Source organism: Pseudomonas sp. S2_H01 (genome assembly GCF_054668305.1).
This window is the reverse complement of record NZ_CP162756.1, coordinates 209,647-226,530: the sequence shown is the minus strand read 5'-3', so window position 1 is coordinate 226,530 and position 16,884 is coordinate 209,647. Positions and strand designations below refer to the sequence as shown.

Here is a 16,884-nt window from a genome sequence, read left to right as displayed (position 1 = left end):
GAAACGGTGTGGAGACGCTCAAAGTTTTGCTTATTTCGTGCCAGTTTCCGTGCATATGGCCCTGCGCCACAGGTATCCAGTGCGATACACTGCGCCGCTTGTGTGCAGCTATTGGATTTAAAGGAAAGACATGACGTTCAAGGCACCGGACAGCCTCGCTGAGCAGATCGCTCACCACCTCGCCGAGCGGATCATTCGCGGCGAGCTCAAGCCAGGGGAGCGGATTCAGGAGCAGAAGGTCACTGCTGCACTCAACGTCAGCCGCGGCTCGGTGCGTGAAGCGCTGCTGATCCTCGAGCGCCGGCACCTCATCGTGATCCTGCCGCGCCGTGGCGCCCAGGTGTCGGTGCTCACGCCGCATAACGTCACCAGCCTTTGCGCACTGATGAGCGAGCTCTACATCCTGCTCGGCCTCGCGGTGGCCAGAAGCTGGACGGAAGAACTCGAACTGGCGCCTTTCCTGCAGATCCAGCAGCGTCTGATCGCCAGTTGTGAGCGCCAGGATGTGAAGAGCTTCGTCGAGGACAGTTTCAACGTGATGCGCGCGGCGTATCCGTTTGCCAACAACCCGTACCTGGAAGAGACCGTCGAGAATCTGCAGCCGTCCATGAGCCGTTTCTACTATCTCGCGCTGGAACAACGCCAGGCCGAGATGAGCGAATACCTGACCCTGTTCGGTCAGTTGCTCGAAGCGGTGGTTGCACGAGATCTGGCGCGCATTCGCGCCGTGCTGACCCGCTACGCCGAGCGCAGCTGCCAGTCGATCCTGTCTGCCTTGGCGGCCAGCTGACCCATGCGCCTTAAATGCATCAGGCTGGCGGGGTTCAAGTCGTTCGTCGACCCGACGACGGTGAACTTCCCCAGTAACATGGCGGCCGTGGTCGGCCCCAATGGATGCGGCAAATCCAACATCATCGACGCGGTGCGCTGGGTCATGGGCGAAAGCTCGGCCAAGAACCTGCGCGGCGAGTCGATGACCGACGTCATTTTCAACGGTTCCACCAGCCGTAAACCGGTCAGTCAGGCCAGCATCGAGCTGGTGTTCGACAACTCGGACAGCACCCTGGTCGGCGAATATGCCAGCTACGCGGAAATTTCCATTCGCCGCAAAGTGACCCGCGACAGCCAGAACAGCTACTACCTGAACGGCACCAAGTGCCGTCGTCGGGACATCACCGACATCTTCCTCGGCACCGGCCTTGGCCCACGCAGCTATTCGATCATCGAGCAGGGCATGATCTCCAAGCTGATCGAAGCCAAGCCTGAGGACCTGCGTAACTTCATCGAAGAAGCAGCGGGCATTTCCAAGTACAAGGAACGCCGTCGCGACACCGAAAACCGCATCCGCCGCACCCACGAAAACCTCGCGCGCCTGACCGACCTGCGCGACGAGCTGGGTCGTCAGCTGGAGCGGCTGCAGCGTCAGGCACAGGCCGCCGAAAAGTATCAGGAATATAAAGCCGAAGAACGCCAGCTCAAGGCACAGCTGTCGGCGTTGCGCTGGCAGGCCCTGAACGAACAGGTCGCCCAGCGCGAATCGGTCATCGGCACTCAGGAAATCGGTTTCGAATCCCTCGTGGCCGATCAGCGCAGCGCCGATGCCTTGATCGAGCGTCTGCGTGACGGCCATCACGACCTGTCCGAACGGTTCAACCTGGTGCAGGGCCGCTTCTATTCGGTGGGCGGTGATATCGCGCGCGTCGAGCAGAGCATTCAGCACGGTCAGCAGCGCTTGCGCCAGTTGCAGGACGACCTGCGCGAAGCCGAACGTGCGCGGCAGGAAACCGAATCGCACCTGGGCCATGACCGCACGTTGCTGGCGACCCTCGGCGAAGAGCTGGAGATGCTCGAGCCGGAACAGGAAATGACCCTCGCCGCCGCCGAGGAATCTGCCGCATCGCTGGAAGAGGCCGAAGCCTCGATGCACAGCTGGCAGGAGAAGTGGGATGCCTTCAATCTGACCTCCGCCGAGCCTCGTCGCCAAGCCGAGGTTCAGCAGTCGCGCATCCAGCAACTGGAAACCAGCATGGAGCGGCTGGCCGAGCGTCAGCGCCGTTTGGGCGAAGAACGCCAGTTGCTGGCCGCCGATCCTGAAGACGCCGCCATTCTTGAGCTCACTGAAGACCTCGCTGCACGTGAGATGGCCTTCGAGGAACTGACGGCTGAAGAAGAACAGCTGATCGAACACCTTGAGGAGCTGCGCCTGGAACTGCAACAGGCCTCGCAATCCCAGCAACAGGCGCAAGGTGATCTGCAACGCCTGAACGGGCGTATCGCCTCGCTGGAAGCGTTGCAACAGGCGGCGCTCGATCCCGGCACCGGCACCGCCGAGTGGCTGCGCGATCAACAGCTCAGCGAACGCCCGCGTCTGGCCGAGGGCCTGCGCGTCGAAGCAGGTTGGGAGCTGGCGGTGGAAACCGTGCTCGGTGCCGATTTGCACGCGGTCTTGGTGGACGACTTCTCAGGGCTTGATCTCGCCGGTTTCAGTCAGGGCGATTTACGTCTGGTGAGTCCGGCCGCAGACAAAACGCGCATTCCCGGCAGCCTGCTGGACAAAGTGGACACGCAGGTCGACCTGACCCATTGGCTGGGGCAGGTCAGGCCGGTCGAAACCCTGGACGATGCGTTGTCGCTGCGTGCACAACTGAGTGCCGGACAGAGCCTGATCAGCCGTGACGGCTACTGGGTCGGTCGGGATTTTCTACGGGTTCGTCGTGCCAGCGAAGCCGAGAGCGGTGTGTTGGCGCGTGGTCAGGAACTGCAGCGTCTGGCGCTTGAACGTGAAGAGCGCGAAGCGACCCTCGCGGCGCTGGAAGAACAACTGCTGACGCAGCGCGAGCAGCAACGGTTGCAGGAAGGCAATCGCGAGCAGTTGCGCCGGCGACTGCAGGATGAAACCCGTCAGCAAAGTGAACTCAAGGCACACCTGTCGGCGGCCAGAGCCAAGGTCGAGCAGTTGACCTTGCGCCGCACGCGGCTGGATGAAGAACTCACCGAACTGGGTGAGCAGCGCGCCATGGAGCAGGAAAGTCTCGGTGAGTCGCGGCTGCAATTGCAGGAAGCCCTGGACAGCATGGCGCTGGACACCGAGCAACGCGAGTTGCTGCTGGCCCAGCGCGACAGCCTGCGTGAACGGCTCGACCGGGTGCGTCAGGAGGCGCGTCAGCACAAGGACCACGCCAACCAGCTGGCCGTGCGGCTCAGCTCGCTACGGGCACAGCACGACTCAACGCGTCAGGCGCTGGAGCGTCTGGAAATGCAGTCAGAACGGCTGACCGAAAAACGCGAGCAGTTGAACCTCAACCTGGAGGAGGGCGAGGCGCCCCTTGAGGAGCTGCGCCTGAAGCTCGAAGAGTTGCTGGAAAAACGCATGGTCGTCGACGACGAAATGCGCACTGCGAAAAACGCGCTCGAAGACGCCGACCGTGAGCTGCGCGATGCCGAGAAACGCAGAACTCAGGCCGAGCAGCAGTCACAACTGTTGCGTGGACAGCTGGAGCAGCAGCGCCTCGAATGGCAGTCACTGACCGTGCGCCGCAAGGCCCTTCAGGAGCAACTGCACGAAGATGGCTACGATCTGAATGGTGTCCTGGCGACGCTGACGCCCGAGGCGACCGAGAAAGACGCCGAGGAAGAGCTGGGGCGTATCGACGCCCGTATTCAGCGTCTGGGTGCGATCAACCTTGCGGCCATCGACGAGTACCAGCAGCAGTCCGAGCGCAAGCGTTATCTGGATGCTCAGGACGCTGACCTGGTGGAAGCGCTGGAGACGCTGGAAAACGTGATTCGCAAGATCGACAAAGAGACCCGTAATCGCTTTAAAGAGACCTTTGATCAGATAAACAGCGGAATTCAGGCACTTTTTCCAAAAGTTTTCGGTGGTGGCAGCGCTTACTTGGAACTGACGGGCGAAGATTTACTCGATACAGGGGTGACGATCATGGCGCGTCCCCCGGGCAAGAAGAACAGCACGATCCATTTGCTGTCCGGTGGCGAAAAAGCCCTGACCGCATTGGCGCTGGTTTTTGCCATTTTCAAACTCAACCCGGCACCGTTCTGCATGCTCGACGAGGTCGACGCGCCGCTGGACGACGCCAACGTGGGTCGCTACGCCCGACTGGTCAAGGAGATGTCGCAAACCGTGCAGTTCATCTACATCACCCACAACAAGATCGCCATGGAAATGGCCGATCAGTTGATGGGCGTCACCATGCATGAGCCTGGGTGTTCGCGCCTTGTGGCCGTTGACGTAGAGGAGGCGATGGCACTGGTGGACGCGTAGCGGACTGCCACGCGGTCAAACAGATTAACGAGGGAAAAGTGGCGCTTCGAAGGCACGGCACAGGAATAACTGTCGTAGCGGTACAGATGCTCGCGACATGCAGATGTAACAGACGGTGTAAAGTTACCTTTGGTCGTGCTAGCTTAATGTCCACTTTTTCATTTTGCGTGGGTAAAAGGCCATTCAGAACATAGAGTTGGCTCCACGTTTTAAAGGGGTTTACGCCCTTAATTTTCAGAATTTTCATTAGAGGCACGGGATTACATGGAAATCGGTCTGCGAGAGTGGCTGATCGTCATCGGCATCATTGTCATTGCCGGTATTCTTTTTGACGGCTGGCGCCGGATGCGCGGCGGTAAAGGCAAGTTGAAATTCAGGCTGGACCGCAGTTTCTCGAACCTGCCGGACGACGAAGAAGGCTCGTCCGCCGAGGTATTGGGCCCTGCACGTGTCCTCGACACCCAGAAAGAACCGCAGCTCGACGAGCATGACCTGCCCGCCATGAGCGCGGCCCGCGAGCGACCGGAACGCCCCGAGCGCGAAAGCAAACGCAACAAGCGCAAGGATGAGCCGCAGCAGGGCGACCTGAATCTGGATGTCGACGGCCCGAGCCTGTTCAGCGCCCGCGACGACGATTTCCCGGACGACAAGCCGCCTCAGCGCATCACCGAAGACAAGGATCTGCCGCCGGTCGAAGAAGTGCTGGTGATCAGCGTGATCTCCCGCGACGAAAGTGGCTTCAAAGGTCCTGCGTTGCTGCAGAACATTCTGGAAAGCGGCCTGCGTTTCGGCGAAATGGACATTTTCCACCGCCACGAGAGCATGGCCGGCAACGGTGAAGTGCTGTTCTCCATGGCCAACGCGGTCAAGCCGGGCGTGTTCGATCTGGACGACATCGACCACTTCAGTACCCGTGCAGTGAGTTTCTTCCTGGGTCTGCCGGGTCCGCGCCATCCGAAGCAGGCGTTCGATGTGATGGTGGCCGCTGCTCGCAAGCTCGCTCACGAGTTGAATGGCGAGTTGAAAGACGATCAGCGCAGCGTCATGACCGCGCAGACCATCGAGCATTACCGCCAGCGCATCGTCGAATTCGAACGCCGCGCCCTGACTCAGCGTCGTTGATAGGGCTAACGGGTCCTTATGACGAATGAGGACCCACTGTGGGAGCGAATTCATTCGCGAAAAATGCTTCAGACGATATAGCTCTGTCGGCTGTACGCCCGCCTCGCGAATGAATTCGCTCCCACAGAGAGCAGTGTGGCGCCGTGATTGCGCGGCAGCACCATGAATTGAGCAGCTCCGGCTGCTCTTTTGCATTCTGAGAGAACACCGTATGAAAGCCGCCGAAACCCGAATCCTGGAACTGCGCGCAGAGCTGGACCTTCACAACTACCGCTACCACGTTCTCGACGAGCCGAGCATTCCGGACGTTGAATACGACCGTCTGTTCCACGAGCTCAAGGCGCTGGAAGCTGAAAATCCGCATCTGGTCACGCCGGATTCGCCCACGCAGCGGGTCGGCAGTGCGGCGCTGTCGGCGTTCACTCAGGTGCGTCATGAAATCCCCATGCTCAGCCTGGGCAACGCCTTCGAAGAAACCGACATGCATGAGTTCGACCGGCGTGTCACCGAAGGTCTGGACTTACCAAACGACGGGTTGTTCGCAGAAAAGGTCGAATACAGCTGCGAGCCCAAGCTCGACGGTCTGGCGGTGAGCCTGCTGTACCAGAACGGCGCATTGGTCCGGGGTGCCACGCGTGGTGATGGCACGACCGGCGAAGACATCAGCGTCAACGTGCGCACCGTGCGCAATATCCCGCTCAAGCTGCACGGCGAAGGCTGGCCGGAAACCCTCGAAGTGCGCGGCGAGGTGTTCATGTCCAAGGCGGGCTTCGACCGCCTCAACGAAAGCCAGCTGGAAGTCGGCGGCAAGACCTTCGCCAACCCGCGCAATGCCGCTGCGGGCAGCCTGCGCCAGCTGGACTCGAAGATCACCGCCAACCGGCCGCTGGAGTTCTGCTGCTACGGTATCGGCCAGGTTTCGCACGACATCTCCGACACCCATATCGGCAATCTGAAGCAACTGAAAGCGTGGGGCATGCCCATCAGCCGCGAGCTCAAGGTGGCCGCCGGCATTGAAGACTGCCTGAAGTACTACCACGACATCGGCGAGCGTCGCCTGTCGCTGCCGTATGAAATCGACGGCGTGGTGTTCAAGGTCAATAGCATCGCCGCGCAGCGTGAACTGGGTTTCCGCGCTCGCGAGCCGCGCTGGGCCATCGCCCACAAATTCCCGGCCATGGAAGAGCTGACCGAGCTGCTCGACGTGGAGTTTCAGGTCGGCCGTACCGGCGCCGTGACCCCGGTCGCGCGTTTGAAACCGGTCAAGGTCGCTGGCGTGACGGTCGCCAATGCCACGCTGCATAACATGGACGAAGTGGCGCGCCTGGGCCTGATGATCGGTGACACCGTGATCATCCGCCGTGCCGGTGACGTGATCCCGCAAGTCGTGCAAGTGGTGCTTGAACGGCGTCCTGACAACGCGCGCAAGGTCGAGATCCCGCAAACCTGCCCGGTCTGCGGCTCGCAGGTCGAGCGCACGCAACTGATCAAGCGCAGTAAAGGCAAGGAAACCGTCAGCGAGGGCGCGGTGTATCGCTGCGTCGGGCGTCTGGCGTGTGGCGCGCAACTCAAGCAGGCGATCATCCACTACGTGTCCCGTCGTGCGATGGACATCGAAGGCCTGGGCGACAAGACCATCGAGCAGTTGGTGGACGAAAAGCTCATCGGTTCGCCCGCCGATCTCTACAAGCTCGAATACGACCAGATCATCGAGCTGGAAGGCTTCGCCGATATTTCCAGCAAGAAGCTGCTGAAGGCCATCGACGACAGCAAGACGCCGACGCTGGCGCGCTTCATCTACGCACTGGGCATTCCCGATGTGGGTGAAGAAACCGCCAAGGTACTGGCCCGGTCTCTGGGGTCGCTGGAGAAGGTCAAGGTCGCGCTGCCGGAAGTATTGACCTACCTGCCGGACATCGGCCTGGAGGTCGCCCACGAGATTCACAGTTTCTTTGAAGACGACCACAACCAGAACGTCATTGGTGCGCTGCTGGGCGAATGCAAAATGCAACTGCAGGACACGGGCGATCTGGGCGCCGAGTTCGCCGCCAGCGCGACGCTGGGTGGCATGCTCGACAAACTGAACATCCCGTCCATCGGGCCGGGCGGCGCACAGAAACTGGCGGACAAGTTCGGCACGCTGGAAGGCGTGGTCAAGGCCGACTGGCTGGACATGCGCCAGACCTTGCCGGAAAAGCAGGCGCAGTCTGTCAGAGCATTTTTCGATGTTCCGGAAAACGCCGAGCGAGCGCTCAAGATCGAACAGCAGCTCAAAGACTTCGGCATGCACTGGCAGAGTGAGAAGAAGGTGGTCGAGGGCTTGCCGCTGACCGGCCAGACCTGGGTGCTGACCGGTTCGCTGGAGCTGATGAGCCGCGACGTGGCCAAGGAAAAGCTCGAAAGCCTTGGTGCGAAGGTGTCGGGCTCAGTGTCAGCCAAAACCCACACCGTGGTCGCAGGGCCGGGGGCGGGCTCCAAGTTGACCAAGGCCAATGAGCTGGGCTTGAAAGTGCTGGATGAAGAAGCGTTCGTGGCGTTTCTCAAGCAGCATGATATTTCGGTGGAGTAAGCCGCTCCTGCAGGTGGTGCGGCGCAAACAAATCATGGAACCGCCGCACCCCCCAACGATCTAGTGCTTGCAGCCCCTTCAGGAGATCGCCATGTTCCAGTTCTTCGAACAACTCAGCACACGGATCGCGGCGCCCTTCGCCGGCGAAAGCAAGCGCAACAGCAAGGTCTGGCAATGCCATTGCGGACAGTCGGTGTTCTTCCGCAACAGCCAGTGCCTGGCGTGTTCAGCCGCGTTGGGGTATTTGCCTGAACAAAGCAAAATTGCTGCCCTTGAACCGGGCCCCGACCTCCATACCTGGCGTCTGAGCGACGAGCCGCAGGCCGGTCTCTATCGTCGCTGCGCCAACCTCGACACACCGGCTGCCTGCAACTGGCTGTTTCCGGCGCACAACGCCGGGGAGTTTTGCATTGCGTGCAGCCTGAACAGGACCATCCCCGATCTGTCCGTCCCGGAAAACGCCGAGCGCTGGCGCAAGATCGAGATCGCCAAACGCCGGCTCGTCGCACAGCTCATCACGCTGGGCCTGCCCGTCATCCCGAAAAGCGTCGATGAAGAGCGCGGCCTCGCCTTCGAGTTTCTCGGCGTCGACCTGGAAGGCAACCTGCCCACCACCGGCCACGCCAATGGCCTGATCACCCTCAACGTTGATGAAGCCGACGACGCGATTCGCGAGAAAGTGCGCGTGCAGATGCACGAACCCTACCGCACGCTGCTCGGGCATTTCCGTCATGAAGTGGGGCATTACTACTGGGACAGGCTGATCGCGAACACCTACTGGCAGGACGGTTTTCGCCATCTGTTCGGAGACGACCGCGCAAGTTACGCCGACGCGCTCGATCACCATTACCAGCACGGCGCGCCAGCGGACTGGCAGCAACGTTATGTCAGCGCCTACGCCACGATGCATCCCTGGGAAGACTGGGCCGAAACCTGGGCGCATTACCTGCACATGATGGATGCCGTCGACACGGCGCTGAGTCTGGGCATGAGCGCACGCGACATGGACCTCGACTATCAGCCCTTCGAGCTGGAAACCCTCTACGATCCGCAGCATCCGGGAGGGCCTTCGTTCCTCGCCTTCGTCAATGCCTGGATCGAGCTGGCGGGCATGCTCAACGAACTGTCTCGTGCGATGGGCCAGCCGGATTTCTACCCGTTCGTGCTGCCGCCAGCGGTGATCACCAAGCTGCACTTCATTCATCTGGTGATACAGGGTGCGGGCGGCAAGGCAGATGAAGTGCTGCAGGTTCAGTGACCCACTCATCTGGAGGGTGAGGGCCCGGGCGCTGCAACATGTTGCAACTTTGTTGGAGGGGCTCGGCCATTGCCGTCGGTCTGCGAGTGCCTGCAGGCCGTTGAATCTAGTGCTACTTTGCCTAGCAATATCGTTTTGATACTACTGGCGTAGAGCAGTTGCACAGGGATTTCGCATATGGCCAATAGCGCTCCAATACCGTTGAACGAGGCCTCACGGCTGTCCCGCATCACCCACATGGGGCTTCTCGATTCAGCCGCTGACGAGGTGCTGGATCACATCGTCGACATGGTTGCTCACTACTTCGACGTACCCATCGCGCTGGTCTCCATTGTCAGTGAGCACCGGCAGTGGTTCCGCGCGGGCACCGGCCTGGACGAGCGTGAAACACCGCGTGAAATTTCTTTTTGTGCCTACTCCATTCTCAGCCACGACGTGTTTCAGGTCCCCGACGCACTGCTCGATACCCGCTTCAATGACAACCCGCTGGTCACGGGCGAGCCGCACATTCGTTTCTATGCTGGTGTGCCGCTGGTCACCGCCGACGGATTGGCGCTGGGCACGCTCTGCATCATCGACAACCAACCCCGACCGCCGCTGGCGCCGCGCGACCTCACCATGCTGGAAATGTATGGCCAGCTGGTGATGAAGCGGCTCAACAACATGCGCAAGGCCAGCTATGTCGATCAGCCAACCGGGTTGTTCAATCGTCTGCGCCTGGAAGAAGACATCATGGCCCTGGCTGAGCGCGACGATCATGCGTTGGTCGCCCTGGACATGGTCAACCCGGTGTTCCTCGATAGCATCATCAAAGCGCTGGGTTACAACTTCGCCCAGGAATTGGTGCGGTGCATGATCGATAGCTGCCGCGAGCAACTGCCGGCCGACACGGCGTTGTACAAGGTCAGCCCGACACGCATCGCGCTGCTGACCCGACACGACGGGCCTGAGCAGGCAGAGCACCTGTTTCGCCGGTTGATCAAGCATTTTCAGCGCCCGTTGATCTGCCGCAACATCCCGATCCAGATGGACGTCGGCATCGGTGTGCTGCCGTTGGGATTGGGCCGTTGTGATGAAAAAGACTGGATTCGTCTGGTGGTCAGCGCCGCCGACGAAGCCCGCGGCAAGGCGACGGGCTGGCGCTGGTACGAACCACATCTGGATTTCGCGCAGCAACGCGCCTTCCTGCTGCTGGCGTCACTGGCCGACGCCGTTCGCAGCCCGGATCAGCTGTCGCTGGTGTTTCAGCCGCGGCTCGAAGTCTCGACCGGGCGTATTGTCACCGTCGAGGCGCTGCTGCGTTGGCAGCATCCTGTCCTGGGGCCGATCAGCCCGGCCGAGTTCATTCCTCTGGCGGAGAAGACCGCACTGATTCGCTCGCTGAGTCTGTGGGTGCTGCGCAACGCCGTCGAGCAGGCGAGGAGCTGGCAGCGCCAGGGTTATGCATTCAAGGTCGCCATGAACGTGTCTGCCATCGACCTCGCGAACTCGCAGTTCAGCGACGCGCTGTTCGAGCAATTGGCGATCAGTGGCCTCGACCCAGGCCGCTTTGAGCTCGAATTCACCGAGAGCGCGCTCTGTGATAACCCTGATGTCACCCGGCAGCAACTCGAACGCCTGCGCGCGTTGAACATCGACATTGCCATCGACGACTTCGGCACCGGCTACAGCAACTGGACTTACCTGCGCCAGTTGCCCGCCACCACCGTCAAGCTCGACAAGTCGCTGGTGGAGAACGTGGACGCTAACGAAAAGGATCGGCGGCTGGTGGAAGCCATCGTCGACCTGGCACGGCGTCTGGGTTATCGCGTCGTCGCGGAAGGGGCGGAGACGGAAGACGTCTACGAGATTCTTTGCCAGCTCGGCTGTCATGAAGTGCAGGGCTACCTCATCGCCCGACCCATGACCGTCAGCGCGCTGGAACACTGGATGAATGGCGAGCGCAGCAACAAGGTCAAGCAACTGCGCGCGCTGGGGCGCTGATGGCCTGACCTCCGCGTGCTAAGGCAGTTTGAGCAGCATTCGGCGCTCGAACCCCACCAACGCCCGGTCGGCGTCGCCGTAGTCCTGCCAGCCAAGGCTCCGGTACAGCGCGTGGGCGGTCGTGTTTCCCAGATCGACCGCCAGCATCAGTTGCCGGGTCTCAGGCCACAGTTCGCGAACCAAGCCCGGTAACTGCTCAAGGCAGTTTTTCCCCAGCCCACGGCCCTGGTATCGCCGATCAATCATCAAGCCGTGCAACGTGACCGTCTGACCGTTCGCCCAGCGCGGCAACAGCGACCGGCGCTTGAGCAGGAAAAAGCCACGGGCAACGTCATCCACCAGCAGGGCGTAGCCCTGAATGTCAGACGCCGGTCGCGCTGTCAGCCCATGCACGGCGCCGTAGGCGTCCCCGACCAGGGTTTTCTGCTCACCCAGCAACTCGATCTCCAGCACCTGCTGACGCTGCAACGCCGAGAGCGTTTCGTATTTCTTCAAAATGCTTTTCATGAACGCCACCATGCCGCGTCCACAGCCACCCGTGCAAGTGGTTGAGCCCTATCAAATTTTTTATCTGAAACCAGAGGTTGTAACTTCGCGCCAGACCGGTACAATGGCGCGGCTCGCCGACTGGCGAGCGTCGTTATGGTGACCCCATCGGTCCCCCCGCAACGATTACCCGTGAACCTGGTCAGAGCCGGAAGGCAGCAGCCACAGCGGGAACATTGTGTGCCGGGGTGTGGCTGGTGGGGTTGCCTCCATAACGAATCCTCTTCGGAGTTTTCGCTCCCGCTTCAAACACCATGCTGCTGAACGACAATCCTTCAACTTTCTTCATTTCTCTGAATCAAATGCCCACTCACAGGCCTCCAGACGCCTGTATCTCATCGGCAACAGCTCTCGACCCTGCATAGATCGAACAACGTAAGACTGGCTCGGTTGATACACCCGTTTCGGTTTCGTGGCGAGCCTTCGAGGAATGTAGGAGCAATGGGGACGTTTCGGTCAGATTCTTCTGATTTCACTCGCCGTTGCATGATCTGTAATTGCCAGCATTTCGGGTTGCTACTACGCTGAGTTTTCTCAGCAAGGAGCGAGCGATGGAATTTCTAGAGCGAGTGAACGCCTTATCGGCAAAGATCCAACAGCAAAGTGCAGCGATTCAGACTGAAGAGGCGACCAAAACAGCCTTTGTGATGCCATTTATCAACTCAGTTCTTGGCTACGATGTGTTTGACCCCTCCGAGGTTACGCCCGAGTACGTTTGTGATGTCGGGACGAAGAAAGGGGAGAAAATCGATTACGCCATTATGAAAAATGGCGAAGTTCAAATTCTCATTGAGTGCAAAAAAGTCGGCGAACCCTTGCACATTAATCATGCCAGTCAGCTTTTCAGATACTTTCATGTCACCAGTGCACGCATTTCCATTTTAACCAACGGCCGGTTATATCGGTTTTATACCGATCTGGATGCGCCGAACAAAATGGACGAGAAACCGTTCCTCGAGCTCGATCTGCTGGATATTGATGAACACGCATTGCCTGAACTGCAGAAGCTGACCAAGTCCGCTTTTGACGTTGATTCGATCATCAGTGCAGCGGGAGAACTGAAGTACGTAGGTCAGATAAAGAAGGAAATTGCTGCTCAATTCACACAGCCTGACGATGACTTCGTGAAGTTTTTTGCAGCGCGGGTATACGACGGAATCATCACACAAAAGGTCCGCGAGCAGTTCGCTTCCTTGACGCGCAAGGCTGCGGCCCAGTTTCTAGGCGATCAGGTTAATGATCGTCTGAAATCGGCGATGAGTGGGCCCGTTCAACCTTCATATGCGCTAGCGTCGATCGAGTCTAATGCTACGAGTCAACCTTCAGACGAAGATGAAGATGATCGGGTTCAGACCACGCTGGAAGAGCTGGAAGGCTTCCATGTCGTCAAAGCGATTGTCCGGTCGGTGGTCGATGCCAAACGAATTGTTCATCGGGATACGCAAAGCTATTTCGGGGTACTGCTTGATGACAACAATCGGAAACCCATCTGTCGTCTTCATTTCAATCGAAGCCAGAAGTATATCGGTATCTTCGATCATGAGAAAAATGAGACACGCCACCCCATAGCTTCAGTGGATGACATCTATGGTTTTTCGGAGCAGTTGAAGGGTGTTATTTCCTATTACGGATAGATAGTCTCTTAAAGATAGTTGGCTCGCATCAGCCCACGCCCAGGGTACTGGCGATCGGTGTGCGAGCCAACGGCGCTTGAATTCGCTTACCTATTGGTCAGCGCGTTGGCCTATCTAGACGCCTTTGAATTTGCGTAAACCCAACTGTTACCTGCTCGATTTACGCGTTGGTCATTCCCCGCCACTCGACATTTGCATGATCGCCGACCCGATCTCACTCCCTCCCTGAATCAACTGCGCAAAGCGGAACATCATTTCCGGCCCCGAGTCGTTCATCAGTGCGTCATACAACAAACGGCGTACCACTTCGGCTTCAGGCAGGTTCGCAGCGTCTGTGCTTTCCTCGGGCTGCAATTCGGCGAAGCGCGCCAGAACGTCGCAACCCGGCGTGTCTTCATCGATGCCGAACAGTTCGTTGAACAGCATGCCCAGCGTGCCGGCAGGCTGGTAGTCAGGCCGGTCCCATTTGCGAACGGTGGAGCCTTCTTTCTCGATCTTTTCCAGGGTTCGGCGGATCTTTCCGGGTATCGTCGCGGTGGCCCGGATTTCGGTGTAGTACACCAGCCTTGCAAGGCTGGCGGCGTCCTTCACGTTTTTCCAGATCACAAACCAGATCTGCGAGACGCTGTGGGTTCTGAGTCCGTTTCGAAGCGTACTCCTGATCTCATTGAGCTGGTTTTCATTCAGATCGTGGTGAAACGCCCTGCATTTATCCAGCAAGTAGCAAACCGTATCGGCGCAGGCAAAGTCGAGCCACAGGTTGAATAGCGCGGCGCTGTCGCAAAATTCTCTGGCGAGCAACATTTGCATCGCTTCTTCGTTTCGCCCCAAGTGCTGGTCGGGTACCAAAGCGTAAGGAATGAAATGCGTATTCACCATCAGGTTGTCGTCGCGCAGAAAATAGGTGCCTGGGGCTGCGCTATGGGGCTCTTCACGCACTACGCCCGCGGTTTTCAGTTTGTCGATCAGTAAGGCCACGTCCATCGGCGCCAGCGCTTTGCATTCATCGATAGTGAAGGACGCGTTGATCAGTCGTGGCGAGATGGCTATATCCAGTGCCAAAAGCAACAGAACTGCATCATCGCCCAGTTGGTGGTAGTCGATTGGCCCGCGAGGCAGTCGCTCCACATAGGCATTAAGACGCAGCTCGAGCGCGGCCGCAGCCGCCGCCTGTTCCGCCCGCTTTTGCCGCACCTGCGCTTCTTCACAGACGGGACAGGGCGAAAAGGATTTTTGTGGGTTTTTCTTCACCGCCGAACGGCTTTTGACTTCCATGCAAGCGTCGCAATGCGGACAGGTGAGGTTGTTATCGAATGCGCGGCAAAGCTCGCGAACATGGCTGGCGAGTGTTCCGCTGTGCGTGATGTGGCGGAAGGGCACCAAGTCGATCACCTTCTCCAAAAACTCCCCGGTGTCACTCATCGCCCAGTAGCGAACAGCCAGTTGCCTTTCTTCGGGGTCGTCCGTCATCAGTTCAAGGTATACGGTCATTATCAGTTCAATCCAGTTTTCATGATGATCCAGAAAACAGGGAAAGACCGGCGTTATGCAGCGGCTCCCCTGCGACGGCAGAAACAACAAGTAACTACCGGCGCACAGGGTCGCTGTATGTAGGCAAAGCATCTGTAGGTCGACGATGTCCGGCTGTGTAGGTGGGGTCCGGAAAATACACCGCGACGTCTGTAGGAACTGTCGCTGCAGGAAGGCAGCAAACGGCCGAGCCTGCTGCCAAGGGATCCGATGTCTGACTTATTGCTTTATTTGAAGGGGCGGAACGCTCATCACCTCTCGTTCGCCCATGCCTCCGATGAGCGCGCCGCTCGCTCACTGGCAAACTGTTTCCCTTGAGCCGTGCGCTCTGCTACCACGCATCCATCCCTGACAGACACGGATGCATAGCCCTGATCCCTGAGGTAGAGCAGTGCGGTGAAATCCAGCGGGTTGACTCTGGACGTCGCTCCATCCGTGAGCGTTTGAAGAAGTCGAATGGCCAACGATTCAAGCCGCATGAAGCACGCCTCGGGTGGTGTGTGGGGGATAGTGGCTATTCGTCACCAGCGGGCATTGTGTAGTTCCATTTATTTGCGCTGATGACGCTTGAATGTCGGTTGCGCAGGCAAGCGGATAAGTTCATCATGCCGCCCAATATAGGTAGGGGGTATGGTATGGCGCATTTGCACGCCGAGAAAGACGATCTGCTCAAGCGCGTCAGGCGCATTGCGGGGCAGGTGCAGGCGATCGAGCGGGGTCTGGAGTCGGATACCGATTGCGCCAAGACCCTGCATCTCGTGGCCGCCACCCGCGGTGCGATCAATGGTCTGCTTGACCAGATCATCGAAGCCCATGCTCGCGAGCATGTGGCTCATCCAGATTTGAGTGATGAAGATCGGGCGCAAGGGCTTGAAGATTTGCTCGAAGCGATTCGTCGGTATTCAAAATAAGTCGCAGGCGACACATGGAGGCCGCATGGTCCTTTCGCAGAAGCACACACACGAACATGTTTTCCTCAGTCAGTCTCACGACGAAAATGCTCGCCGCACGTTATGGGTGGTGGTGCTGACCTTCGTGATGATGGTCGGGGAGATTGCCGCCGGTTACGTCACAGGCTCCATGGCGCTGCTGGCCGACGGCTTTCATATGGCAACCCATGCCGGTGCATTGGGCATCGCGGCGGCGGCCTATTCGTTTGCGCGGCGCAACGCCAATAACGGTCGCTTCAGTTTCGGCACCGGCAAGGTAGGCGATCTGGCGGGGTTCGCGTCGGCGCTCATTCTGATGATGGTCGCGCTGGGCATCGGCATCGAGTCGCTGATGCGCCTGTTCGAACCGACGCAGGTGGCGTTCGGCGAGGCCACCTTGATTGCGGTGGTCGGTCTGTTGGTCAACATCGTCAGCGCCTTCATGCTGTCCGGCGGCCATGGCCACCACGGGCATCACCACCATGGGCATCACTCGCACGATGATCACGATCACCATAGCCACGATCACCACGCCCACGAAAAGCATCATGGCCACGGCGGGGACAACAACCTGCGCTCCGCCTATGTGCACGTCCTGGCCGATGCATTGACGTCGGTATTGGCGATCGGTGCATTGCTGGCAGGACGTTACCTGGGCTGGGTCTGGCTCGATCCGTTGATGGGCGTGGTCGGCGCGGTGGTCATCGCCAAGTGGTCTGTCGGCCTGATCAAGCAGAGCGCCAACGTGTTGCTGGACGTCACCGATGAGCACGTCGCAGAAGAAATTCGTGAAGTGCTCGAAGCCGATGGCAACGTGCAGATCACCGATCTGCATGTGTGGAAGGTCGGTCCGGATGCCCGTGCGGCGATTGTCAGCGTGCTGGCGAAGGTCGAGGTGACGGCAGAGGCGATTCGTGAGCGGCTCGGTGTCGTGCACGAGGTGTCGCACCTGACCATCGAGTATCGAACGGCCTGAAGGGCGGCTTCATGCTGAATCGTATCCAGCGCTTTTCGGGGCGCTGGAACGATGC

At 59.3% G+C, this 16,884-nt stretch carries 11 protein-coding genes and 1 other RNA gene; 10 read left to right on the top strand and 2 right to left on the bottom strand.

Annotated features, from left to right (window positions below; all coding sequences use genetic code 11):
- The first annotated feature begins 130 nt into the window (after nucleotides 1–130).
- The 6 genes from AB4N84_RS01055 (at nucleotide 131) to AB4N84_RS01030 (ending at nucleotide 11,214) form a co-directional block, all read left to right on the top strand.
- Nucleotides 131–790: a GntR family transcriptional regulator gene (locus AB4N84_RS01055; protein ID WP_460044885.1), complete on the top strand. Its 660-nt coding sequence runs from the start codon at nucleotides 131–133 to the stop codon at nucleotides 788–790.
- Nucleotides 791–793: 3 nt separating this feature from the next.
- Nucleotides 794–4,282, top strand: a complete 3,489-nt coding sequence (gene smc / locus AB4N84_RS01050; protein WP_460044884.1) for a chromosome segregation protein SMC — start codon at nucleotides 794–796, stop codon at nucleotides 4,280–4,282.
- A 264-nt stretch (nucleotides 4,283–4,546) separates the two neighbouring features.
- Nucleotides 4,547–5,404, top strand: a complete 858-nt coding sequence (zipA, locus tag AB4N84_RS01045; protein ID WP_460044882.1) for a cell division protein ZipA — start codon at nucleotides 4,547–4,549, stop codon at nucleotides 5,402–5,404.
- 211 nt (nucleotides 5,405–5,615) lie between these two features.
- Complete coding sequence (ligA, locus tag AB4N84_RS01040) at nucleotides 5,616–7,973, top strand: NAD-dependent DNA ligase LigA (protein ID WP_460044880.1); 2,358 nt, start codon at nucleotides 5,616–5,618, stop codon at nucleotides 7,971–7,973.
- A 91-nt stretch (nucleotides 7,974–8,064) separates the two neighbouring features.
- Nucleotides 8,065–9,231: a zinc-binding metallopeptidase family protein gene (locus tag AB4N84_RS01035; RefSeq protein ID WP_460044879.1), complete on the top strand. Its 1,167-nt coding sequence runs from the start codon at nucleotides 8,065–8,067 to the stop codon at nucleotides 9,229–9,231.
- A gap of 177 nt (nucleotides 9,232–9,408) precedes the next feature.
- Nucleotides 9,409–11,214: a putative bifunctional diguanylate cyclase/phosphodiesterase gene (locus AB4N84_RS01030; protein WP_460044878.1), complete on the top strand. Its 1,806-nt coding sequence runs from the start codon at nucleotides 9,409–9,411 to the stop codon at nucleotides 11,212–11,214.
- A gap of 18 nt (nucleotides 11,215–11,232) precedes the next feature.
- On the opposite strand, the gene AB4N84_RS01025 is transcribed toward AB4N84_RS01030, so the two are convergent.
- A complete protein-coding gene (locus tag AB4N84_RS01025) occupies nucleotides 11,233–11,721 on the bottom strand; it encodes a GNAT family N-acetyltransferase (RefSeq protein WP_460044876.1) in 489 nt (162 codons plus the stop codon).
- Between the two features lie 145 nt (nucleotides 11,722–11,866).
- Between AB4N84_RS01025 and ffs the strand changes: the two genes are divergently transcribed.
- Nucleotides 11,867–11,963, top strand: an RNA gene (gene ffs / locus AB4N84_RS01020) — signal recognition particle sRNA small type.
- Between the two features lie 348 nt (nucleotides 11,964–12,311).
- Nucleotides 12,312–13,394: a type I restriction endonuclease gene (locus tag AB4N84_RS01015; RefSeq protein WP_460044875.1), complete on the top strand. Its 1,083-nt coding sequence runs from the start codon at nucleotides 12,312–12,314 to the stop codon at nucleotides 13,392–13,394.
- 171 nt (nucleotides 13,395–13,565) lie between these two features.
- Here the strand turns inward: AB4N84_RS01015 and AB4N84_RS01010 are convergent, their stop codons facing one another.
- The gene (locus AB4N84_RS01010; protein WP_460044874.1) at nucleotides 13,566–14,885 is read right to left on the bottom strand and encodes a hypothetical protein; all 1,320 of its coding nucleotides are present in this window, start codon (nucleotides 14,883–14,885) and stop codon (nucleotides 13,566–13,568) included.
- Nucleotides 14,886–15,559: 674 nt separating this feature from the next.
- Here AB4N84_RS01010 and AB4N84_RS01005 point away from each other — a divergent pair.
- Nucleotides 15,560–15,835, top strand: coding sequence for a metal/formaldehyde-sensitive transcriptional repressor (locus AB4N84_RS01005; protein WP_074754392.1), 276 nt, complete (start codon nucleotides 15,560–15,562; stop codon nucleotides 15,833–15,835).
- A 25-nt stretch (nucleotides 15,836–15,860) separates the two neighbouring features.
- Nucleotides 15,861–16,829, top strand: a complete 969-nt coding sequence (dmeF, locus tag AB4N84_RS01000) for a CDF family Co(II)/Ni(II) efflux transporter DmeF (protein WP_460044873.1) — start codon at nucleotides 15,861–15,863, stop codon at nucleotides 16,827–16,829.
- Nucleotides 16,830–16,884 lie beyond the last annotated feature (55 nt).